A 593-nucleotide genomic window follows, 5' to 3' on the forward strand; every position below is an offset into this window, starting at 1 on the left:
CTCTCCAATACCGGGAATCGATTGGATAATCTCATATTCTTCAACTTCACTTGCGAGGGCATCTATTTCCTTTACGAGGGCTGTTAGATGCTCTTTGTAATGAAGAAGCATGTTAATGTACATACTCATGCTAAACAAATGGCTTTGATACGGTGCTTTACGAAACGGATTTCGGGTTGCAGCTGCCATAAGTTCTTGAGCCTTTTCCTTGGCCCATTTTTCAGAACGACTTGTACATAAAATTGCAATCTTCTCAGTTAATTGAGGCTCACCGGTGCTCAGTACGGCCTCGGACGTCGGGAATTGCAACAATGTTTGTAAAGACACCACAGAATACAAATCCCCGAATACACCCTTAAACTCCGGAAACACTTGGTCTAATGCTGCTTGGAATTGAAGTTTGATCTGAACAAACTGGCCCGTTACCGATTCATGCTGTCTTGTAAGGTTGCGAAGGTTTAATAATTGAACACCTCTTTTCTTATGAGGTTCGAAATCCTCTTTATAAAAGAATTCGCATAAAGCATAAGCATCAAAGGCATCCGTCTTCACTTTCCGTAAGCTTGAAGACTTTTTCGCTTCATAAGACAGAA

The 593-nt window shown here is 41.3% G+C and carries 1 protein-coding gene; it reads right to left on the reverse strand.

Annotated features, from left to right (window positions below):
- A partial coding sequence (locus tag RCO25_RS34695) for an IS110 family transposase (RefSeq protein WP_309000583.1) occupies positions 1-593 on the reverse strand: 593 nt, incomplete at both ends.

It is taken from the genome of Paenibacillus sp. LHD-38, assembly GCF_031157315.1.
Taxonomy (GTDB): Bacteria; Bacillota; Bacilli; order Paenibacillales; family Paenibacillaceae; genus Pristimantibacillus.